The 20,573-nt window shown below is 35.8% G+C and carries 22 protein-coding genes and 1 riboswitch; of the genes, 4 read left to right on the forward strand and 18 right to left on the reverse strand.

Annotation, left to right across the window (positions count from 1 at the left end):
* Nucleotides 1-56: 56 nt before the first annotated feature.
* The 6 genes from ACLI50_RS08760 to ACLI50_RS08785 all read right to left on the reverse strand — a co-directional run bounded on the left by ACLI50_RS08760 (nucleotide 57) and on the right by ACLI50_RS08785 (nucleotide 3,867).
* Complete coding sequence (locus ACLI50_RS08760) at nucleotides 57-974, reverse strand: alpha/beta fold hydrolase (protein ID WP_411413581.1); 918 nt, start codon at nucleotides 972-974, stop codon at nucleotides 57-59.
* An 86-nt stretch (nucleotides 975-1,060) separates the two neighbouring features.
* Nucleotides 1,061-1,612 (reverse strand): putative glycolipid-binding domain-containing protein, encoded by a 552-nt coding sequence (locus ACLI50_RS08765; protein ID WP_411413582.1) that lies wholly within the window; start codon nucleotides 1,610-1,612, stop codon nucleotides 1,061-1,063.
* A 113-nt stretch (nucleotides 1,613-1,725) separates the two neighbouring features.
* Complete coding sequence (locus ACLI50_RS08770) at nucleotides 1,726-1,959, reverse strand: hypothetical protein (RefSeq protein WP_062674788.1); 234 nt, start codon at nucleotides 1,957-1,959, stop codon at nucleotides 1,726-1,728.
* 80 nt (nucleotides 1,960-2,039) lie between these two features.
* On the reverse strand, nucleotides 2,040-2,576 hold the full coding sequence (locus ACLI50_RS08775) for a GNAT family N-acetyltransferase (RefSeq protein ID WP_411413583.1): 537 nt from the start codon (nucleotides 2,574-2,576) through the stop codon (nucleotides 2,040-2,042).
* A 9-nt stretch (nucleotides 2,577-2,585) separates the two neighbouring features.
* The gene (locus tag ACLI50_RS08780; RefSeq protein ID WP_202838847.1) at nucleotides 2,586-2,978 is read right to left on the reverse strand and encodes a VOC family protein; all 393 of its coding nucleotides are present in this window, start codon (nucleotides 2,976-2,978) and stop codon (nucleotides 2,586-2,588) included.
* Nucleotides 2,979-2,997: 19 nt separating this feature from the next.
* The gene (locus ACLI50_RS08785; RefSeq protein WP_411413584.1) at nucleotides 2,998-3,867 is read right to left on the reverse strand and encodes a hypothetical protein; all 870 of its coding nucleotides are present in this window, start codon (nucleotides 3,865-3,867) and stop codon (nucleotides 2,998-3,000) included.
* Between the two features lie 19 nt (nucleotides 3,868-3,886).
* Here ACLI50_RS08785 and pafA point away from each other — a divergent pair, with 19 nt between their 5' ends.
* Nucleotides 3,887-5,533: an alkaline phosphatase PafA gene (gene pafA / locus ACLI50_RS08790; protein ID WP_343642033.1), complete on the forward strand. Its 1,647-nt coding sequence runs from the start codon at nucleotides 3,887-3,889 to the stop codon at nucleotides 5,531-5,533.
* 55 nt (nucleotides 5,534-5,588) lie between these two features.
* On the opposite strand, the gene ACLI50_RS08795 is transcribed toward pafA, so the two are convergent.
* A complete protein-coding gene (locus ACLI50_RS08795) occupies nucleotides 5,589-6,719 on the reverse strand; it encodes a tetratricopeptide repeat protein (RefSeq protein WP_411413585.1) in 1,131 nt (376 codons plus the stop codon).
* The gene (locus ACLI50_RS08800) at nucleotides 6,716-8,323 is read right to left on the reverse strand and encodes a helix-turn-helix domain-containing protein (RefSeq protein ID WP_411413586.1); all 1,608 of its coding nucleotides are present in this window, start codon (nucleotides 8,321-8,323) and stop codon (nucleotides 6,716-6,718) included. Before ACLI50_RS08800 ends, ACLI50_RS08795 begins: the two co-directional genes overlap by 4 nt.
* Nucleotides 8,324-8,477: 154 nt before the next feature.
* Here ACLI50_RS08800 and ACLI50_RS08805 point away from each other — a divergent pair, with 154 nt between their 5' ends.
* The 3 genes from ACLI50_RS08805 to ACLI50_RS08815 all read left to right on the forward strand — a co-directional run bounded on the left by ACLI50_RS08805 (nucleotide 8,478) and on the right by ACLI50_RS08815 (nucleotide 13,044).
* Nucleotides 8,478-9,791: a T9SS type A sorting domain-containing protein gene (locus ACLI50_RS08805; RefSeq protein ID WP_411413587.1), complete on the forward strand. Its 1,314-nt coding sequence runs from the start codon at nucleotides 8,478-8,480 to the stop codon at nucleotides 9,789-9,791.
* 137 nt (nucleotides 9,792-9,928) lie between these two features.
* Nucleotides 9,929-10,106: riboswitch (cobalamin riboswitch) on the forward strand.
* Nucleotides 10,107-10,137: 31 nt separating this feature from the next.
* On the forward strand, nucleotides 10,138-11,964 hold the full coding sequence (locus tag ACLI50_RS08810; protein ID WP_202838853.1) for a TonB-dependent receptor plug domain-containing protein: 1,827 nt from the start codon (nucleotides 10,138-10,140) through the stop codon (nucleotides 11,962-11,964).
* 21 nt (nucleotides 11,965-11,985) lie between these two features.
* On the forward strand, nucleotides 11,986-13,044 hold the full coding sequence (locus ACLI50_RS08815) for a YncE family protein (protein WP_202838854.1): 1,059 nt from the start codon (nucleotides 11,986-11,988) through the stop codon (nucleotides 13,042-13,044).
* 152 nt (nucleotides 13,045-13,196) lie between these two features.
* Here the strand turns inward: ACLI50_RS08815 and ACLI50_RS08820 are convergent, their stop codons facing one another.
* From ACLI50_RS08820 to gldB, 10 genes are all read right to left on the reverse strand, one after another.
* Complete coding sequence (locus ACLI50_RS08820) at nucleotides 13,197-14,615, reverse strand: CCA tRNA nucleotidyltransferase (protein WP_137905791.1); 1,419 nt, start codon at nucleotides 14,613-14,615, stop codon at nucleotides 13,197-13,199.
* A gap of 37 nt (nucleotides 14,616-14,652) precedes the next feature.
* Nucleotides 14,653-14,997, reverse strand: coding sequence for a nuclear transport factor 2 family protein (locus ACLI50_RS08825; RefSeq protein WP_395974651.1), 345 nt, complete (start codon nucleotides 14,995-14,997; stop codon nucleotides 14,653-14,655).
* 107 nt (nucleotides 14,998-15,104) lie between these two features.
* Nucleotides 15,105-15,653, reverse strand: a complete 549-nt coding sequence (locus ACLI50_RS08830) for an L-threonylcarbamoyladenylate synthase (RefSeq protein ID WP_110011358.1) — start codon at nucleotides 15,651-15,653, stop codon at nucleotides 15,105-15,107.
* Nucleotides 15,654-15,765: 112 nt separating this feature from the next.
* The gene (locus ACLI50_RS08835) at nucleotides 15,766-16,362 is read right to left on the reverse strand and encodes a hypothetical protein (RefSeq protein WP_110011359.1); all 597 of its coding nucleotides are present in this window, start codon (nucleotides 16,360-16,362) and stop codon (nucleotides 15,766-15,768) included.
* Nucleotides 16,363-16,368: 6 nt separating this feature from the next.
* A complete protein-coding gene (locus ACLI50_RS08840; protein WP_343642047.1) occupies nucleotides 16,369-16,569 on the reverse strand; it encodes a hypothetical protein in 201 nt (66 codons plus the stop codon).
* Between the two features lie 236 nt (nucleotides 16,570-16,805).
* Nucleotides 16,806-17,318: a DinB family protein gene (locus ACLI50_RS08845; RefSeq protein WP_343642051.1), complete on the reverse strand. Its 513-nt coding sequence runs from the start codon at nucleotides 17,316-17,318 to the stop codon at nucleotides 16,806-16,808.
* An 82-nt stretch (nucleotides 17,319-17,400) separates the two neighbouring features.
* Entirely contained in the window at nucleotides 17,401-17,850 is a 450-nt protein-coding gene (locus tag ACLI50_RS08850; protein WP_343642053.1) for a GNAT family N-acetyltransferase, read from the reverse strand.
* A gap of 67 nt (nucleotides 17,851-17,917) precedes the next feature.
* Nucleotides 17,918-19,057, reverse strand: coding sequence for a cystathionine gamma-synthase (locus tag ACLI50_RS08855; RefSeq protein WP_343642055.1), 1,140 nt, complete (start codon nucleotides 19,055-19,057; stop codon nucleotides 17,918-17,920).
* A 132-nt stretch (nucleotides 19,058-19,189) separates the two neighbouring features.
* A complete protein-coding gene (gldC, locus tag ACLI50_RS08860) occupies nucleotides 19,190-19,513 on the reverse strand; it encodes a gliding motility protein GldC (RefSeq protein WP_002977443.1) in 324 nt (107 codons plus the stop codon).
* A 32-nt stretch (nucleotides 19,514-19,545) separates the two neighbouring features.
* Complete coding sequence (gene gldB, locus ACLI50_RS08865; protein ID WP_202838859.1) at nucleotides 19,546-20,529, reverse strand: gliding motility lipoprotein GldB; 984 nt, start codon at nucleotides 20,527-20,529, stop codon at nucleotides 19,546-19,548.
* Between the last annotated feature and the right edge of the window lie 44 nt (nucleotides 20,530-20,573).

Here is a 20,573-nt window from a genome sequence, read left to right on the forward strand (position 1 = left end):
TTTTTGGCGCGGCCGGAGGCCGCGCCAAAACTGATTATAAAAATAAACAGCTGCTATTACTTCGTTGTTTTTACAAAATGAGTAACAGCCTTCACAAATTCTTTATTTTTCTCGTAGTACAAAAGATGTCCGCCATCAATAGAAACTACTTTCTGATTGGGAAACTGGAAAGTTTTATAATGCTGAGTTCCGACTGCTTTATCATTTTTTCCGGTAATGATAAGTACCGGAACACGAATGTCCCTGGTGATGGGTGCATAATCGGCATAATATTCAGGAAATTCTTTGGGTTTTGAGATCACTGCCATTCCAAAGTCGATGATGCGGGGATGAAGAGAATCTATTTTATCAGACTCTTTTATGGTTTCAATATCTTCGGTCAGGAATTTATATCCGATTCTTTTCTTTCTTAAAGCGCTGCTGACTTTTGAAAGCTCTGAAGAAAGACTGTCTTTAGGAATCACTCTGTTTTTTATCTGTAAAAGGCTGTTTCCATATTCAATCTGTTCTTTGACAGATTCATCATTCAGAAAATGAAGGGTAACGTTCGCAAGAATGAGGCCTTTGGTATACTCTGGATATTTTTTTGCATAACCGACAGCAATGATTCCACCAAAAGAATGAGCCAGTAAAAATACTTTTTTCAATTTCAGATGCTGTCTCAGTTCTTCTATATCCTGAATCATTGTATCGAGATGATAATTTTCCGATGTACCGGATTCACCGGAACCCCGCTGGTCCATATAGATCATCTGTAAGTTTTTTTCCAGATTATTTCCACCCATCAGCTCAAAAGATGGATATCCCTGTCCGGGGCCACCTGGAATATAAATACAAGCTTCTCCTTTTCCGGAGACTTTATATTTGATCTTTACGTGATCTGAGGTTTCAACGAACCCTTCTGATGATTTATTCTGAGCGGAAACGACAGTCAGGAAAGTGAGAAAAAAGAGTAGGATAGCAATTGTTTTCATACCATTATAACAATTGTAAGGGGTTGTTTATTACTAAAATACCAAACTATCTTCCTTTGCTTTATCACCTCTTAATTCTTATGGTATTAAAGTTCTGCAATCTTTTCAAACAATTCAGGGTAGCTGGTGACTAATCCACCTTCATCCACCGAAATTTCAGCTTTAAAATCGGTTTCGATATTTTCATATAGGTATTTATTAACAGATGTCCGGGTATATTGCTGCTGTACAGGTCTGATATGATGGTTTAATACATCAATATAGATGATATCAATTTTCTGAGAACTGTTTTCTGAAAGCTTTAAATTGTTGACGGGTAAAGTGTTGGTAAAGGGGGTCAGAGAAATATCTATGAATTTAAAATTATTGAATTCCGGATTTATAACATTGTTAATTTCCCATTGGTCCTGAATTCTTTTTCCGACAAGTGTCCTTTTTACCTTATTGATCTCCGATTCGATCAGGAAGTCCTGAACGATCCAGGCTTTATCAATGTGAATTTTATACTCTATACTATATATTTTATCTTCAAGACAGCCGATGATCTTTGATTCTACAGTATAGATTTTATCATCAGATTGTAAATTAAAATATTCAAGAGATTGATAAAATATTCCTTTCCAGATCAATGTTTTCATAATGATATTCTTTGATGTAATATTACAAGATGCAAATTAACGAATGTCAGGGTTGATTACAAAAAAGAGCGGAAAAAACCGCCCTCAACAAAATTTTATCTAACAAATATTTTTTACATATAAACACATCCGCATCCTGTTTCCCATTCCTGGCACAGGCGCATAGGTTCAGTACAGCCAGGGTCACCGCCGCCGCCCTCAGAAACTCTGTAGCATGTACCACCACTGCAATAGTATGAACCTATAGTTGGCGGACAATTGCCATCCATATCACACAATGCATAAGGAGTGTCTCCACCACTGATCAACACAAGCTGATTTCTCTTTAATTTTTTTAAATTTTTCATAGTAATCATTTTTAATTTGTTGATTACTAATGTAAAAAAAAATTAACACACCAGCAAGTGTTTTAATGAATGTGGTAAAATTACTCTATATCTAAAGTCATGAAAAGCGCAATTTCCTCTGGATTTTCATAGAATCTTGTATTCAGTCCGGTAATATTGAATCCCATTCTTCTATAAAATTGTATTGCAGGATAATTGGTATTCTGTGTTTCCAGTTCAATCACTCTGGAATTCAATTTTCTGGCTTCTTTAATGGCGCTTTTAATCAATTTAATTCCGATTCCCTGTCGTCTGTATTTTTCGTTGACCAGGATATTTTCAATATAAAAACTATTGTTCCATGTTCTTTGTTCACAGATAATCCAGCCTGCCAATTCTTCATTAACAAAAGCACCGAAAGAATTTCCCTGTTCAATGATGGTATTCAATTCTTCAAGATCTTCAGAAGTCGTTTCCCATATTTTGTGGTAAGGCAAAGACTTTTCCTTTATAATAAACTCAAAAGAACCTCCGAATTCAATAGATGAAACTACATATCGTATGTCTGTTGTATATCCGTTATGTCCCCATCCTGAGCAGGGATTGAAGGACAGCTGCTGTAATTTTTTTATTTCCACCTTTATATTTTATTGCATTTCAGTACAGATTTCTACCAGATAATTGCTGGGATCTTTGATATAAGCTGTTTTTTGTCCCCATGGTTTTACCGCGATATCTTCGTAAAGAACAGCCCCGTTTTTTAGTGCCTTTTCTACCAAGGCTTCCACATCATCCGTTGTAAATCCCAGTTCCATTCCAAAAGGTTTGTCTTCTGTTTTTGCGGTTAAAAATCCTTTTTTAATATTGGAATTGGCCAGGCTCACAGAAGCAAATGAAAGACTTGTTTCCCCGGTCAGCAGTTCGCCATAATCTTTTTCAGGAGTGATGAATTTTATTTCCGAACCAAAGGTGTTTTTATAAAAATTCATGGACAGTTCTACATCTTCCACGTACAGAATAACATATTTGAATTTGATCATAAGATTGAATCTGAAAGGTTTATTTCTTGTTTACAATATATTCTTCATCTACTATCAACACTGAATGGGGTCCGTGTAAAGGATATTCCTTAAAGCTTCCGAAATGACCGAAATGAAGAGGATATTTCTGGCTAAGCTGCCGCACTTTACGTCCAAATGAATTGATGTCAACCTTTTGCAAGGAATCTTTTTTCTGCCTGCCATTGGTGAAAAAGAGCATCAGATTACAATGATCTTTAAAATCAAAATCATTATAATAAAATACATGGAGGTTTTCTTCTCTGGAAATCCGGGTCAGGTCATCAATCAATTCTTTTTTATGCTGTAAAGGCAGATTACAATCTATTCTGGCTGCATAATTTTCTGCATTACTTTTTTTGAAGTCAGAACCCACCATCTGAATGAAACGGTGCTGTATATTTTTGAATTCCTCCTTTTCCGGAGGATAGTTTTTGCTGGATTGAATGGCAAAAGGAAGACTTGCATCCAATAATACTGCATTTTCACGGATCAATAGCTCTTCAACCAATTTAGCAAACTGAAAATGAAAATCAAAAAGCATATGGTCTCCAATATTGATGATGATTTGATTTCCATCGATATTCAGGTGTAAATATGTTTTCTTGAAATCTGATTTTAGTGCTTCCAGTTTAGGAATAAAATCATCTGTATTTTCCACTTGTACTCTGGTTGTCAGTTCAGCAGGAGTATCGGCATGTCCTCCAAGTCCAGGAGAAAATTTGAAAAATTGAAAGTCATATAATTGTTCCGGAAATTTGAAATACCAGTATACGCCTAAAATCATAGAAGATTGGTTGATAATTGTACAATAATCAAAATTAAATAAAATTTCACACTCCAAAACTTTCAAAACCCTTAAATTTGTCATCAATAAAAATTTTACTTGGATGCTTAGGAACATTTCAATTGCGGCAGCTACTTTATTCTCCGTAGTTACAATCAATGCACAGAAGAACAGAAATACCCAACTGGAAAGACCCAAATTAGTCGTTGGTCTGGTAGTAGACCAGATGCGTTGGGACTATTTGTACCGTTTTTATGGTAAATACGGGAATGACGGCTTCAAAAGGCTTTTAAATACAGGATATTCTTTAAATAATGTACATATTCCTTATGTTCCCACCATTACGGCTCTGGGGCACACGTGTATCTATACGGGATCTGTACCTGCTATTCACGGTATTGCCGGAAATGACTGGACAGATAAGGAAACAGGTAAAGGAGTTTACTGTACCGCAGATGAGAACGTTCAGCCGGTAGGTACTACCAATACAAAAACAGGAAGCCATTCTCCGAAAAACCTTTGGTCTACCACAGTAACTGACGAATTGAGACTGGCAACAAATTTCCAGGGAAAAGTAGTCGGTGTCTCTTTGAAAGACCGTGCTTCCATTCTTCCTGCAGGCCATACTCCAAACGGAGCTTTCTGGTTTGATGACAGCACAGGAAATTTCATTACCAGTACATGGTATATGAATGATCTTCCACAGTGGGTAAAATCATTCAACTCTCAGAATCTTCCTGAGAAATTAGTAGCCAATGGCTGGAATACATTACTTCCAATCAATGAATATACAGAAAGCGCACCAGACAATTCACCTTGGGAAGGCTTGTTGGGAAGTGCAAAAACACCTACTTTCCCTTACAGTAATTTAGCAAAAGATTACCAGACTAAAAAAGACAATATCCGTTATACACCTTTTGGAAATACATTGACTTTAAAACTGGCAGAAGCTTCTGTAGAAGGTGAAAAGCTGGGTGGAGATAATATTACAGACTTCTTAGCGATTAATCTGGCATCTACGGATTATGCAGGACATAAATTCGGGCCGAATTCTATTGAAGTAGAAGATGTATATATCAGATTAGATCAGGATTTAGCTGAGTTTTTCAAGTATCTTGATTCAAAAGTAGGAAAAGGCGAGTACACGGTTTTCCTTTCTGCTGACCACGGTGGAGCACACTCTGTAGGATTCCTTAAAGAACATAAAATCCCTACAGGTTTCTTTGGAGAAGATGCGGAAAAGAATCTGAACCAGAAACTGAAAGAAAAATTCGGAACCGATAAACTGGTCAACGCCATTGATAACTATCAGGTTTATTTCGACAGAAAAGTATTGGCAGACAACAAGCTTGAATTGGATGATGTTAGAAATTTCGCTGTAAAAGAAATTGAGAAAGATCCTACTGTTTTATATGCTGTTTCTGTAGACAAAGTTCAGGAGTCAAGCATTCCGGAGCCAATCAAACAAAGAATTATTAACGGGATCAACAGACAGAGAAGCGGAGATATCCAGTTAATTTCTCACGATTCTATGCTTCCGCCATATTCTAAAACAGGAACTACGCACAGCGTATGGAATTCTTACGATTCTCATATTCCATTGATCTTTATGGGTTGGGGAGTGAAGCAGGGAGAAAGCAATAAAGAATATCACATGACGGATATTGCACCTACGGTATCTTCTTTATTGAAAATTCAATTCCCGAGTGGAAATGTAGGAAACCCAATTACCGAGGTTATTGGTAAGTAAATTGAAAATTATAAAAAAACATTCCCAACCGGGAATGTTTTTTGTTTTTTACAGCTTATGATGTTCGTATCATTTGCTGTATCTCATGATGAAACTTCTTATTTTGCTTTCTGATTTTTATAATAAGATATAACAGTAGAATTATAAGAATACCTCCCAGGAAAACAGAACCTATTTTAATATAACGATCATCAGATTTTAGTTTCTCACTTTTTAAAACGGTTTCCCTGTTATGATTATCGATCACCTGATTAATAGACTTCAGTTCATTCTGCTTTCTTTGAAATCGCATTTCCAGGTATTTTTTATTATACTGCTGATAAAGATCCTGTTGTCCTAAAGCAAGATAATTTTCTGCCAATTCCTTGTAAAGCCCTTCATTCAGGATGATATCTCCGGTATTTTTACAAAGTTCCCCGGCTTTTAGTAAGAGATCTATTGCGGCTTGATTTTCATGCTTTTGTTTGTGTATTTCAGCAATTCCTTTCAAAGCAAATGCTTCCAGACTTTTACCATAATTCTTCCGGGCATAGCTGACAGACTGTAAAAATGACTCTTGTGCTTTGTCAATCTCATTAAGGTTCAGATAACAGTATCCAATATTGTAGTATACCACACTCATATTGGAGTAAGTGGTTTTCTTTACAGGAACCTTTTCATAATTCTGTATGGAAATCAGGAACTTTTCCAAAGCAATTTCTGAATTAGACTGGCTTTTGTAAACCATTCCTCTTATCGCATAGCTTGCTGCAGTCTCACTATATTTTTCAGGATTTTTTTCAGGAATTTTTGCAATATACTGTTCAGCCTCATTCAGTGTTTCAAGACATTTGTTAAAAAGTTCCATTTGCTGATACTGGATAGCGACTGAAATGAGAACCCCGGCTTGGCTTCTGGGGTCATTGGTTTTTTGTAGAAGTTCTTTTGCTTTTAAAATATATTGTAAAGATTCCTCAAAATTTCTTTTAGCAATATTGGCTGTTGAAAGCAGCATATAGAGATCAATGGAGGTTTTTATATCATGAGATTTTTTTAATAATTGTTCCCCGATTTTGATGGTGTTATCGGGGTTGTCATAAATTTCAAGTTTTGCTTTTTTTATTAAGATACTATCGGGTGTCTTTTGGCCTTTCACACAATGACAAAAAACAGCCAGCAGCAGTACTATTTTTAAAATTGATTTCATAAGACTTTTGTTTTACTGATTTCCTGAATATAGGTGTTGGGAGACATGCCGGTAACAGATTTGAAAACAGTTGTAAAAGCACTGTGTGAAGAAAACCCGGAATATTCTGCAAGATAGCTCACTTTATAATTAAGAAAAGTAGAATCAGTTCTTAATAGCTGTACAATATGATTGATTCTAAGTTTATTAATGTATCCATTGAAGTTTTTTTCCTTACTGTTAATAATTTCGGAAAGGTACTTTGTATTGATTTCCATTTGAGAAGAAAGCAGCGACAGAGACATGTTTTTATTTAGAAACCGGTCGGATTTTTCAAATTCTTCCAGCTTTTGGAGAATTTCATCTTCTTTTTCCTTCGATATTTTTGGCGTCCCGTTATCTTTTATTGTATTTGTTTTGTTTGAAATAGCCGGCTGAGTCTTTTGGCTGGTCTGCTTTTCAAAGAAATCAAACTGTTTTTTTAAATCTTTATTTTTACCTCTAATGACTAAAAAATAGGCAAGCAAGCCCAGGATTATCAAAGATAAAATGAAGATTAAAACCGAGGAAGATCTTAAAAGAATATACCTCTGAAATTCAATGTTTTTATTCTGATTGGTTTCCACAAGCTTCACCAGATATCGTATCCCTTCTTTTGAACCGGAATCTGTTTTTGTTTTTAAATCAGTGTAAAGTTTATTGTACTGATGATATTTTGCATCATTATGTACCGCGTAATAATTACGGGACAGTGATTCGTAAATTTTAATTTTTAAATTATTAAACGGAAGATTCTCGATCAATCGAAGACCTGCCTCCAATTTTTGAATAGAGGTTGCATAATCCTGCTTCAGAAAATAGTATTGGGACAGATTCTCATAAGCCAAACCTAAAAGAAACGGCTGGTTTTTCTGAGATTCAAGATCAGCAATCACATTTTCTATAAGTATTTTATATTCTATTGATTTATTCTGCTTCAGCAGATAAGAAGAGCGAAAAATTCTGTTTTCTATTTTTAAAATTCTGTTCTCTTCATTATGATTCCCAAGGTATTGGTTGCTTTTATCAAGATTTTGTAAGGCTTCAGGATAGTTTCTGTTGATTCCTGAGTTTAATGCCTGAAGCTGATACAATTTTGCAGTGGTGATTCTTAAGGAACGATCATTACTTTTAGGAAGTTTCTGATCGGATAAAAGATTGGTAATAATTGTCTTTGACTGATTGTATAAACCCAGATTCTGATACTGATCAGCAAGATTATAACCACTGAAGACCTGCATAAAATATGAAAGGTTATTTTTCTGATCAATATCTTCTTTTTGAGCAAAAATATTGACAGACTGTACATAGTCTCCCTTCAGGGCAAAAGCTTGTGAAATAATATTTTGAAGTACAATTTTGTGTTCCGCGTTTTGATCACTCACAAGAATTCCCTGGGTATAACTGATGCATTCGTCGGGATTCTGATACAATTTCAGAAATGCTTTATCTGCTAGCATATTGAAGTCGGGGCCGGACTGTCCTTTGGTAATAAGGAAGCAGAAAATAAACAGTAAGATTTGAAATAATTTTTGTCCTGATAAATTGTTTTTTGTGTTTTTTTGAATAATTCCGGTAAAATCCATATTCAAAATATTGTTTTATATCTATTTGGTTATTAGTATTTTAAAAATTAAACTCTTTTAAAATTCACGAATTATGAAAGTCAATTTCTTTTAATTGAGTGAATGTTGTATTAATATTGTTTTCACCAATTCAAAACGCTAAATATAATAAAATATGAAAAATTTTTACAGAATGTCAATGAAAATATTGATAGCTTATCTTTTCTTGAAATTTGGTTTTGCAGAAGCGCAGCTTACTGTAATCGGCTTGGGAAATTATAATGTAGGCGCAGTATCGGATAATGGAGTAGTAAGCTTGCACACCAGTGCAGGAAGTATATATAAATGGAATGCTGCAGGAGGACTCGTACAGATAGGTTCTATAACAAACGGATATCCGGCTGCAGGCAGAACCATTGTTTCGAATGACGGAACCAAAATATCGTCGTCGGTTACCAATGCCGCAACAGGATTCAATGAAATATCTACTTATGATGTCGCTACGGCCACATGGGTAAACAGAGGCGGGCTTGTACCTACAGGATGGGATGGCAGCGTAAGCTCTACCTGGGGAATGTCGACTGATGGAAATACTATTGTTGGTCTTGGTTTTCTCACCGCAGCGAATGCACATGCTGTGAAATGGGACGAAGTAAACGGCGTGGTAGATCTGGGAAGTATAGTTCCAGGACGCAGCTCCAGAGCAAATGCAATCAATGCAGCAGGAACAGTGATCGTAGGCTGGCAGGATGAATCAACCGGAACAAGAAGCGGAGCAAAATGGCAGGATGGAGTGGAAAGTTTTATTACAGATAATAATGGGAATCATGTAGGAGAAGCAGGAGGAATTTCTGCTGACGGAAATACAATAATAGGTTCGGCAAATCCTAATCCTTATGTATGGAATGCTGTGAGCGGGCTTACTTATATAACGCATCCTAATGCTTCTTTCAGCTTCAAAGGAGGTGCCACCGGGATTTCTGCTGATGGGAAAAAAGTGATCGGGTATTACAGAGCATTTGGGGCTCCTCCCATGTCAGGAGAAGGCTTTATCTGGACCTCTGCCGCCGGGAGAATTAACCTGAATGATTATGTGGCATCTTTAGGAATTGCCACTAATGGAGTAACAATGGGACTTCCTCTTGCGATTTCACAGGACGGAAAGAAAATTGCCGGGTCAGGGACGAATGCTTCAGGGCAGATGATTGCTTTTTACCTGGATACTTCTGAATTTTTATCGGTGAGTGATGCTGTGAAAGAGAAAAACAATACAAGTATCTATCCTAATCCAGTGGCTGACATCCTGTATTTTAAAGGAAAAGGAAAAATAGAGAAAGCAGAAATTTATAATATGGTTGGACAAAAGGTAAAATCATTGGATACTGTAGAAGGACAGATTGATGTTTCATCCCTGTCAAAAGGAGATTATATTTTACAATATTCCGTAAAAGGAGTACAACAGGAGTCTTATAAATTTATTAAAAAGTAACATATATAAATAGTAAAGTAGTGGGATGAATGGCTGTTTTCAATATTGAAAGCGGCCGTTCTTTTTTGTGTATATAACAAAAGGATAGCATATTTTGTATAGAAAAGTCTGGTTTTTGGCAAATACATATAAAAAACTATCTTTGCAAAAATTTTGGTTTCCAGTATTTTGGAATGAAAAGGGAATCGGGTGTAACTCCCGGACTGTCCCCGCAACTGTAAATCGCAACACAAGTTTCTGCAAAACGCCACTGTGTAAAAACGGGAAGGAGCAGAATGCGAAAGTCAGGAGACCTGCCAGGATTATAATTAAAAACATATTGCTTTCGGAGGAAAAGTAAAAAAGTATGGATATAAAAAGATCTTTAGTACTGCTTTTTTCATCTTATGGGTGTTTTCTTTTTGGACAAGAGAAAACTATTGACACTATTTATGTCTTCGACAACCAGATGAACAGGGTGAAACTTTTTCATCCCGTAAAAACAATTACAGCAGAAGATGCTGAAAAAAACTCCGGTAATCTTTCGGAGCTTCTGAGGTTTCAGTCGCAGGTTTTCATTAAAGAAAATGGCCGTGGTGCTGTTTCTTCGCCTTCTTTCAGAGGAACAACTGCCCAGCAGACTGCATTCGTATGGAACGGAATTAATATCAATTCTAATTTTTTAGGCCAGGGAGATATCAATAATATTGCTTTGTTCGGCTATGATCAGATCGGTATCAAAGCGGGTGGAGGAAGTGTAGTGTACGGAAGTGGTGCCATCGGGGGAAGTATTCACCTGAATAATACTCTTGATTTTAATAAAGGCTTCCATGGTTCTTTATTCTCTGAAGTGGCTTCCTTTAATACCTATAATAACTTTGTAAAAGGTTCTTACAGCAATGATAAGTTCAGTTTTAAAGCCTCCGGAAATTATTCTGTAAGTGAAAATGATTATAAGGTAAGCGATCTGAATTACATCAACAGAAACGGGAATTATTACAATACGACGTTCAATGTAGGAGCATCCTATAAAATTACAAACGATCATAAGGTTTCGTGGCAAAGCCAGTTTTTTGATTCTTCACAGCATTATCCTGTATATGAGGAAACGGGAACAAAAACAAAATATACAACTCAAAGTGTAAGAAGTCTTCTTTCTTGGGACTGGAACAAAGCGAAGTTCAGTAATTCCCTTAAAGCAGCCTATACGGAAGAGAATTTTCAGTATTTCGGTTCGTTAAACCAACCTAAATCCAGTGGAGGAACCGGGAAAAATTATATCTTTAAAAATGATTTTAATTATTTCCTGAATTCAAAATGGAATTTTAATATCATCGGAGAATTTCAGATTAATAAAGGAGAAGGGTACGAGAGCGGAATATCCAATGTCAGCAGGAATATAGGTTCTGTTTCAGGATTATTGCGGTATTTTGCAACAAAAGATCTGCGTTTTGAAGGAGGATTCAAAAAAGATTTTGTAGAAGATGTAAAGTCTCCTTTTATGTATTCATTCTCCGGAAAATGGAACGCCGCAAAATGGTATGATCTGAGTATTAACGTATCCAAAAACTTCAGATATCCTTCATTTAATGATATTTATTATGAACCGGGAGGAAATAAAGATCTGAGACCGGAAACCTCTACTCAGGTGGATATGACCAATGAGTTCAAAGTGGGAGATTTCAAACTTACTCTGTCTCCCTACTATATGAACATCACAGATCTTATTGTATGGCTTCCAACGGCTATGGGATACTGGCAGGCATACAATGTCAATAAATCCGAATCTTACGGGCTGGAATCCCTGTTGTCTTTCAGCAAGCAGTGGGGAAATCATAAATTCAGAGCCAATGCAGCATACTATTATGCAAAAGCTATCGATAAAGAAACGAAGATGCAGAGACCTTACGTTCCCATGCACAGGGGAAATGCCGGTATAGATTACGAATATGGTTTCTTCAGGTTTTATGCACAGGGACAGCTGAACGGTGTTACCTACACCACAAGTGATGAAAAGAGATCAGAAGCTATAGATCCTTATTTTCTTTTAAATATGGGAGTTTCTGCCACCTTAGCAAAAAAATATACCTTAGGGTTTAAAGTGAATAATCTAACCAATACCTACTATAAAACCGTTTCTTTCTATCCTTTACCAAAAAGAAACTATAGTGTGTATGCAGCAATAAATTTTTAATAAATTAAAATTGAATAAATTATGAAAATAACTAAACTTTTAACTGTCTTATTTGCAGTTGTACTATTGTTTAATATGTCTTCATGTACAAGTGACTCTGCCGAGTTTGAAATTTCTCCGATCACTTACCAGAACGGATATTTTATCTCTAATGAAGGTAATTTTAACAGCCAGGGTGCTAAAGTAACATTCCTGACAAGAGATTTAAGCTTAAAGCAGGATGACGTATATGGGTACAATAACAATAAAGAAATTCTGGGTGACGTTCTTCAGACCATTGGTCTTAATGGAAATAAGGCTTATCTTGTGATCAATAACTCAAACAAAATTGTTGTAGTAGACCGTTATACATTTAAGAAATTAGGAGTAATCACTAATCAGATTGATAACCCGAGAGGAATTGCTTTTGCTAATGATTTTATCTATGTTGCTAATCTAAACTTCTCTACGAATGCAACAAGTGTAACAAAATATAAGGCTTCCGACTATTCATTTGTAAGCAAAATCACGATGACAGGCGGGGCTGATAAAGCAGTAGAAGCAGGTGGAAATATTTTTGTGCAGAATGCTACTTCCGGATATGGAAATATGATTACTTATATCAATACTTCTAATGACAGTAAAACTGAACTTACTGTTCCGAATGGTAAGATTAACAGTACTATTTCATACAAATCCAATGTATATACAATTTCTTCTACAGCTACTGATTCTTATATCTATAAAATCTCCGGCACAGGGGCTATGACACCGGTAGTTACGTTGACAGGAATTCCAAGTGCTACCAATCTTCAGATTGATAATGATAAAATCTATTTCAGTTCTGCCAATAAAGTGTATACAACAAGTTTAGCTACACCAACAGTTCCTGCAAGCCCGCTATTAACAGCTGCAGATGGTGGTCCTTATTTTACGCTTTATGGATTTAATGTTATTGATGGTAGAATTTTTGCATCAGATGTTAAACAATTCACTCAGGAAAGCGAAATGACTGTATATTCAGCAACTACGGGTACCAAGCTTACTTCCCTTAAAACAGGTGGTCTTGGTGCTAACGGAACTTTCCTTAACCCGCAATAATTATTACTTCTAAAAATAATTTTTTATTTTTTCATCATTTGTGTTTTTTTCCGGCCGGTTTCGAAGAAACCGGCCGGCTTTGTTTCCTTAAGAAAAAAAATCCGGCGGGATGGAACATCCCGCCGGAATTTTTAATATTTTTCTAAATCGAATTATAAGGTTAATCCCAGTTTCTCAGCTTCAGCAATGACAAATTTCGTCGCTTCTTCTTTTTCATTGGGAATTTCACCTTCAAGAATAGCTTCTTTCACTTTCTCTTTCAGGATACCAATTTCACGGCCCGGCTTAAGATTAAACATTTCCATAATTTCTTCTCCGGTGATCGGCGGCTGGAAGTTTCTTACCTGATCTTTTTCTTCCACTTCCTTGATCTTGACCGCTACATATTCAAAGTTTCTTTTGAATTTCTCCTGTTTTTTAGAATTTTTAGTGGTAATATCTGCCTTGCAAAGGGTGAAAAGGTCTTCCAGATCTTCTCCTGCATCAAATAAAAGTCTTCTTAATGCAGAATCTGAAGCATCATCCGTAATCAGCGCAATTGGCCTTGATGAAAGCTTGACCATTTTCTGAACATATTTCATGTCACTTCCCAAAGGTAATTTCAATCTCTGGAAAAGTGTTTTTACCATTTTTGAACCTAAAAATTCATGCCCGTGAAAAGTCCATCCTGTTCCTTCTACAAACTTTTTCGTCGGAGCTTTCCCAATGTCATGAAGAAGGGCAGACCAGCGAAGCCAAAGATTATCGGTATTCACAGAAATATTATCCACTACTTCCAGCGTATGATAAAAATTATCTTTGTGAGTTTGTCCTTCCACTTCTTCCACGCCTTTCAGTTCGATCAGTTCAGGAATAACAAGCTTCATAAGACCGGTTTGTTCCATCAGTCTCAATCCGATAGACGGTTTTTCAGACATCATGATTTTGTTAAACTCTACCATGATTCTTTCCATGGAAACAATCCTGATTCTTTCTGCTTCCTGTTGGATCGCTTTCAGAGAATTTTCCTCAATTTTAAAATTTAAAGTGGAAGCAAAACGTACTGCTCTCATCATCCTTAACGGATCATCAGAATAGGTTTGTGCTGGTTCCAGGGGAGTTCTTAAAATTTCTTTTTCAAGATCATCAATCCCATTGAAAGGATCAATCAATTCTCCGAAATTATTTTTATTTAAAGAAATAGCCATCGCATTGATGGTGAAATCTCTTCTTTTCTGGTCATCTTCAAGACTTCCGCCTTCCACTTCTGGCTTCCGGCTGTTTTCTGTGTAGCTTTCCTTTCTTGCTCCCACAAACTCAAGTTCAAGTTCTTTATACTTGATCATAGCCGTTCCGTAAGTTTTGAATACGGAAACCTTCAATTTCGGATCTATATCCTGAGCTACATGCTGAGCAAGCTCAATACCGCTTTGTTCCGTTACAAAATCTATATCGGTAGATGCTTTTCTGTTCATCAGCAGATCTCGCACATAACCACCCACAATGTATACGGACTGGTTATTCCTTTCTGCTGCTTCAGAAATGATTTTAAATAGTTTTAAATTCTTATTTTGATTAAGATTAATTTTCATCGTTGATAATAGTGACAATTTCTACGTATGTTACCCATTAATCATAATGAGCATACATTCTACTAATTTTTCCCTCTTCATTAAAAAACATGACTTCAACGGCATGTTTATCCATAATCGACTTATAAAATAATGCTACCGAATCTACTCCTGCTGTGGAATGGATCAGATCAAAATGGAGGTCAGGAAATTTATCCAATGCCTTTCTCCAATATTCACGAACAGCTTCTTTTCCTTTTAAAGAACTTTCTTTACCGCCCGTAGCCAGTGCAATCATAGGAGTTGTAATCTCAATATCATCTGAATAGTGGGAAAGTATATCCTCCAGATCATGAGAATTCCACGCATTGATCCACATTTGGGCAAATTCGTGATGATTCATAGCAAATAGTTTATGAGTTGAGTTTGCAAAGATAGAATTAAAAAAAAGAAATCCTGCCGATATGAACTGACAAGACTCTAAAAAGTAAACATAAAAGTTCAGAATTCTTATTCCCGAAGAACTTTTATTCTGTTGTCATTCCATATTTTGATCACCGAAGAACCTGAGTATTTTGAAACTTTTTCTCTGTCTTCTTCCACTGCATAATCTACAAGGCTGATTATTTCCTCAGAAATATCAGAGAATTTCAATGGACTTTTTTCACCGCTGAAATTGGCAGAGGTAGATACCAATGGTCTGTTCAGTTTTGTAATCAGTTTTTTACAGAAATCATTTTTTACAAGACGAATTCCGATACTTCCATCCTCTGCAAGAAGTTCTTTGGGTAAACCTCTTGGGTTTTCGTAAACGATAGTTACCGGTTTTTCACTGAGATCAATAATTTCCCAGGCCATTTCAGGAACATCCACAAGATCCTGAAGTCTTTTCTCAGATTCCACAAGGATGATCATGGATTTGTTTTTTTCGCGCTTTTTAATGTCAAAAATCTTATTGACTGCTTCTATATTGGTGGCATCACAACCAATTCCCCAGATAGTATCAGTAGGGTAAAGAATTGTTCCGCCGGATTTTAATATTTCGATAATATGTTCCATAATTGTAGTGAATTCAAAGAATGGATAAAGGTAGAAAATATAAGAATTTCAGGCAAAAAAATGGGGTTTAAATATGATTTTTCAGCTTGATTATTATGACAAGATGCAAAGATTATAATCCATGAAAAAATGAATTAAAATAAGTTGTACGCTTAATAGGCTCAATATAATCAGGATGTAGTATTTTTTTGAAATCTTTTTTGGTAAGATGTTGTGAAATCAAGACAGGGAAATTTGATCTTGAACCTTCTTTAATTAAAGTATAAAGAATCGCATTGTTTTTAAAAAATACAATGGTTGTCTGTTCATAATCTTTACCCAAACTGTAGAGATCTGTCGGTTCATTAAGGAAAATCAGATTCCCAGAAATCTTTGAAATTCTATGATGATGTTTTTTTCCATACTCAATGATTCTGCTTTTAGCTTCTTCTTTAGGAATTTCAAACTTAATTTCTTTCAAATGTTTTTCGGTGTATTTACAATACAGCACATATACGCTACAGATGAATAAACTTATAAGAATTGCACACTCGAAGCTGTTATTAAAAGAAAAATCTACTTCTTTTAATAACAGCAGAGAAGCTCCTGCCAATGCAGAAAATCCAAAATAGATCGAGATCGTATCAAACTTATCGTATGAACTTTCTTCAAAAACTAATTTTTCAGTTTGAATACTTTCTGTGATTCTTAAATTTTTTATAGATCTCATTGCACATCAGGATGAGAATTTATGATTGATAAATTTAGATTTTATGGATAAATATAATGAGCCAGCTATTAAAAATGCAATAGAAGCTATCCACAAAAAATAACCTGTTTCCAAGCTGTATATTCTTCCCATTCTTCCATTTTCTGCAGCCAGAATTTCCTTCCAGAAAAAAAATGTTCCTGCAATTAAAAAAGCTTTTGCAGCCAATATCATAGAAATTAAAAAATATTTTTTATAACAGAATACCACTGCAATAAAGAACTAAATATTAGCTGTCCATACCAGAAATTCAAATAAGCCCCCGCCTAAAAAGCTAATCGAACCTATAAGAAAAGTTTCAAATGATTTATAATCTTTAATCTCTCCCATATCTTCAACTTTAAAAGCTGTAAAACAAAAAGAAATTATGAAAATTAACAGGCTGGCAAGGGGAATTCGTTTTCTTACATCCATCCCAATTTCGATAAATACCTTTCCTCAATAATATTCAGGTGGTGATAATTGTGACCTATAATCAGTTTTCCGATAGTTTCTACAGATATTTCATGGCCATTGGCTGTTCCTGTATTCTGTAAAGCAGAAGGTTGAAGAGTTTCTAATAAAATCTGTGAAGATTTTCTCACCAGTTTGTATTCTTCCAAAAGAGATTCCAGGCTTCTTTCACCTGCAAAAGAATTTTCTGCATATTCATTTTCATCAAATCCGGGAAGATTGTTTTTTTCTCCTCTCGCAAAAGCTAATATTCTGTATTGGAAGACTCTTTCTGTATCAGATAAGTGGAGTAGAAGACCTTTTAAAGTCCATTTTCCTTCTGCATAAGCAAAATTAGATTGTTCTTCGGTAAGGTTGGAATAAATTCCGATGGTTTTGTCTGCTGATATCTGCAGTTCATTGATCCAGTTTCCTGATGGAATCTGATCTAAATATCTTTGGATGTATTTTTGAAAGTCGGTCATATTATTTTTTGTTTGGGTTACGGGTTTTCGGGATTCGGGGTCTTGAGATTCGGGATGGTGAGTGTAACGCATCAATTACTCATTAATCATGATTCGTCCACTCGTAGAAATTTACAGAGTCATAAAGCTCAAAACCGCTGGCTGGATACAATTGGTTTCCAATATCATTGCTTTTTCCTGTTTCTAAAAGAATTCCACATGCTTTTGAGGAACGGCAGAGTTGCTTAGATTCTTCAATCAGTTTTTTAGAGTATCCTTTTCCTCTGTGACTTTCATTTACATACAGGTCGTTCAGCAGCCAGTAACGCTGCATTCTTGTAGATGAAAATATAGGATATAGCTGTACAAAACCTGTCAGGTTACCATTTTCTTCCGTAACAAAAATTTCGGAATCTTTGTTTTCAAGTCTGTCCTGAAGAAAGGTTGTAGCAGCAGGAATATCTGATTCTTTGTGATAAAATATCCTGTACTGATCAAATAATTCTACGAGTTGTGGTAAGTCGGAAATAGTTGCTTTCCTTGAGTTTTTCATAATATCAGTTGGTGTTATAATAAATGAGAAGGATTATCAAAACCCTTCTCATTTAATGTATTGTATGTTAAGAAAAAGCTTTCTCAAGATCTGCAATAAGATCCTCTGCATCTTCAATGCCTACGCTTAAACGAACAAGGTCGTCTGTGATTCCCAGTTCAGCACGTTTTTCTGCCGGGATTGAAGCGTGAGTCATCAACGCAGGGTGGTTAGCCAAAGATTCTACACCTCCTAAAGATTCCGCAAGGGTAAATACTCTTACTTTTTCCAAGAATTTGACAGCATCTTCTTTCTTACTAGATTTAAAAGTGAATGAAACCATTCCCCCTGATTCCTTCATCTGGGATTTTGCCAGTTCATACTGTGGATGAGATTCCAATCCCGGATAAATTACCTTATCCACAGCTGGATGTGTCTCAAGGTACTTCGCTACAGCAAGACCATTGTCCGAATGTCTCTGCATTCTTAAGGCCAGTGTTTTAATTCCTCTCAATACAAGATAAGAATCGTGAGGACCTAAAATACCACCGCTTGCAAACTGAATAAAGTGAAGTTTTTCTCCCAGTTCGGCATCTTTAGCAATAAGAGCTCCTGCAATCACATCAGAATGGCCTCCTAAATATTTCGTTGCGGAGTGCATTACAATGTCAGCTCCCAAATCAATAGGTCTCTGGATATAAGGCGTAGCAAAAGTATTGTCTACTGCTACCAGAATATCTTTCCCTTTTGCAACTTCTACTACTGCTTTGATATCTACTAATTTCATCAAAGGATTCGTAGGAGTTTCTACCCAGATCAGTTTTGTTTTATCTGTAATGACATCAGCAATTTTAGAAACATCGTCAAAATTTACGAATGTGAATTTCAGCTGATATTTTTCGAAAAGTCTCGTGAACATTCTGTAAGTTCCTCCGTAAAGGTCATCTACAGCAATCACTTCATCACCAGGGTTTAATAATTTCAAAACACAGTCGATGGCTGCAAGACCGGAACCGAAAGCCAGACCTCTCGCTCCGTTTTCAATACTTGCCAAAGAATCTTCCAATGCCTGTCTTGTAGGATTGGCAGCTCTTGAATATTCGTATCCGGAATGTACTCCCGGACTCTTCTGTGCAAACGTAGAGGTTAAAAATACAGGTACATTTACAGAACCTGTTGCAGACTCGTGGTGCTGCCCTCCGTGAATTACTTTTGTATTAAAATTCATAATTTTTTGCTTTAGGCTTAGCATTAAACAATAAAGTATATTGCTTAAGCGGATTGTTTTATTAAAATTTGCTCTAGCTGAATACAAAAAGCTTACCGCTTACTGCCTGCAGCTTACTGCAATTATATTTTTTTACTTAATAGCAGATTTTACCGCAAATTCTTCTGCAATTTCTTCCATCCACTGCGCTACATCTTCTTCTCCGGTTGCTCTCTGATACGTATTTCCTAGAGATATTAAAATCTGGTGGATAAACATCTTCATCTGGTCTACAGGCATTTCTTTGGTCCAAAGATCAATTCTTAACGCTTCTCTTGTTTTATCATCCCATACGGAAATCATGGTTGCTTTGGTATCTTGTTTTTCAATACCGCCATCCTGAGCGTTCCATGTAATATTTTCCGGTACGTGATTTTCATCAAGCTCTACATCTATCGTAATCTGAGTCTTTCTCATTTTTCTATTTTTTCTAAATTCTAAAATTTCTATTATTTAAGTTTCGGTTTATAACCGGATTGATTAAAAATTGTGGTAGCATCCATTTTCAGGAACTCTGTTAACTTTGTTTCAGGCTTTTCTTTAAAGTATGCTTTACAGATCTGCCAGCCTGTAAAAATCCCGATTTGTGGTGAAGATTCATTGTCAATTTCTGTATAAAACTTCGAGAATGGGCCTGGGGAAATAAAACGTTCTCCCAGTCTCGGATCATCGCCGAAGATCAGATTACTTTCTACAAAATAATTCCAGATATTCGCCTCATTACTGGTTGCCCATTCATACTGCTTTTGAGTATAATTCATTTTCAGATAATCGGGAGTATCCGGAAGAAAAGCATCCTGAAGAATCATTACTTTTCCGTTCAGAATCATCTGATCAATGAATTTCTGATGATCAGGAGATTCCGTTACAATATTTTCTGCAAACAACTGTGATACTTTAGGAACAATATTCTGTGGATTCATTGATTTTTGGAAATACAACTCCAGCCCTTTGTAATTAGGATTTCCATCACCCATAAAACCGGTTACATCTATGAATAACAGATTGCCTTTTTCATCATAAAATATAGGATCCTGTACCATCTGTAGAGCAGATGAGAACAGATATACTTTTGGATTTTTAAATTGAGGAAAGTAATATTTGATATGAGAAAATAAGCTCTGAAGCTCATTTTGCAGCTTTGCCTGATCTATTTTCCCGATAGCTTCCTTGTAGATTTTTATCTCCTCAGCATCTGCTCTTCTTTTTTCGAAATCAGCATCAGAAACACTTCCCTGGAACCAAGGAAATTGAGCTTTAAACTGATCCAATGGAATGTTCTGATTATAGAATTCTTTGGAAATATCTGTAATGTCAACTTTTTCGGCAGTTTGTTTGACTTCGACCTTCCATTGATTTTCAGGTTCTTTTTTGCAGGAAACAAGCCCGGCAGCTAAAACGAAAGAAAGCGCAATATATCTAAAAATCTTCATTATTTTTACATGGAATTTAAGTTTACAAAAATAAGGATTAAATA

Source organism: Chryseobacterium cupriresistens, assembly GCF_046614675.1.
Lineage (GTDB): Bacteria > Bacteroidota > Bacteroidia > Flavobacteriales > Weeksellaceae > Chryseobacterium > Chryseobacterium cupriresistens.

Bases quoted from the DNA above. Each gene is read 5' to 3' on its own strand.
- ACLI50_RS08760 (WP_411413581.1), bottom strand. From the start codon at position 974: ATGAAAACAATTGCTATCCTACTCTTTTTTCTCACTTTCCTGACTGTC.
- ACLI50_RS08765 (WP_411413582.1), bottom strand. From the start codon at position 1,612: ATGAAAACATTGATCTGGAAAGGAATATTTTATCAATCTCTTGAATAT.
- ACLI50_RS08770 (WP_062674788.1), bottom strand. From the start codon at position 1,959: ATGAAAAATTTAAAAAAATTAAAGAGAAATCAGCTTGTGTTGATCAGT.
- ACLI50_RS08780 (WP_202838847.1), bottom strand. From the start codon at position 2,978: ATGATCAAATTCAAATATGTTATTCTGTACGTGGAAGATGTAGAACTG.
- ACLI50_RS08785 (WP_411413584.1), bottom strand. From the start codon at position 3,867: ATGACAAATTTAAGGGTTTTGAAAGTTTTGGAGTGTGAAATTTTATTT.
- pafA (WP_343642033.1), top strand. From the start codon at position 3,887: ATGCTTAGGAACATTTCAATTGCGGCAGCTACTTTATTCTCCGTAGTT.
- ACLI50_RS08795 (WP_411413585.1), bottom strand. From the start codon at position 6,719: ATGAAATCAATTTTAAAAATAGTACTGCTGCTGGCTGTTTTTTGTCAT.
- ACLI50_RS08800 (WP_411413586.1), bottom strand. From the start codon at position 8,323: ATGGATTTTACCGGAATTATTCAAAAAAACACAAAAAACAATTTATCA.
- ACLI50_RS08805 (WP_411413587.1), top strand. From the start codon at position 8,478: ATGAAAAATTTTTACAGAATGTCAATGAAAATATTGATAGCTTATCTT.
- ACLI50_RS08810 (WP_202838853.1), top strand. From the start codon at position 10,138: ATGGATATAAAAAGATCTTTAGTACTGCTTTTTTCATCTTATGGGTGT.
- ACLI50_RS08815 (WP_202838854.1), top strand. From the start codon at position 11,986: ATGAAAATAACTAAACTTTTAACTGTCTTATTTGCAGTTGTACTATTG.
- ACLI50_RS08820 (WP_137905791.1), bottom strand. From the start codon at position 14,615: ATGAAAATTAATCTTAATCAAAATAAGAATTTAAAACTATTTAAAATC.
- ACLI50_RS08825 (WP_395974651.1), bottom strand. From the start codon at position 14,997: ATGAATCATCACGAATTTGCCCAAATGTGGATCAATGCGTGGAATTCT.
- ACLI50_RS08830 (WP_110011358.1), bottom strand. From the start codon at position 15,653: ATGGAACATATTATCGAAATATTAAAATCCGGCGGAACAATTCTTTAC.
- ACLI50_RS08835 (WP_110011359.1), bottom strand. From the start codon at position 16,362: ATGAGATCTATAAAAAATTTAAGAATCACAGAAAGTATTCAAACTGAA.
- ACLI50_RS08845 (WP_343642051.1), bottom strand. From the start codon at position 17,318: ATGACCGACTTTCAAAAATACATCCAAAGATATTTAGATCAGATTCCA.
- ACLI50_RS08850 (WP_343642053.1), bottom strand. From the start codon at position 17,850: ATGAAAAACTCAAGGAAAGCAACTATTTCCGACTTACCACAACTCGTA.
- ACLI50_RS08855 (WP_343642055.1), bottom strand. From the start codon at position 19,057: ATGAATTTTAATACAAAAGTAATTCACGGAGGGCAGCACCACGAGTCT.
- gldC (WP_002977443.1), bottom strand. From the start codon at position 19,513: ATGAGAAAGACTCAGATTACGATAGATGTAGAGCTTGATGAAAATCAC.
- gldB (WP_202838859.1), bottom strand. From the start codon at position 20,529: ATGAAGATTTTTAGATATATTGCGCTTTCTTTCGTTTTAGCTGCCGGG.